Source organism: Vibrio sp. A37 (genome assembly GCF_059777565.1).
Window position 1 is genome coordinate 1 of sequence record NZ_JBLNLI010000113.1, and the last position, 211, is coordinate 211.

General features: G+C 47.9%; 1 protein-coding gene. It reads left to right on the forward strand.

All coding sequences use genetic code 11. The annotated features are described in order from the left end of the window. Window positions 1-211 (forward strand): hypothetical protein (locus ACM2FC_RS23735; protein WP_498483487.1); only part of this gene is annotated, 211 nt, incomplete at both ends.

The following is a 211-nucleotide window of genomic DNA, read 5'->3' on the forward strand; positions in this document are numbered from 1 at the left end:
GGGATGCAAGCGGTGGGCATGCATTCGAACCAGTGCTTAATCGCGACCGGTGTGGAGGCGTCTCAAGCCCTGATGGAGTTAATGCAATCGGTACAACAAAGCTTAAAGAGTGGGTTTCGTCATAGTGCCTTCCCATTTGGTGAGTTTCGTCAGTGGGGGGAAAATTTTCAGCCTGACATCAATATAATTTACGATTTTCACCCAATCACAC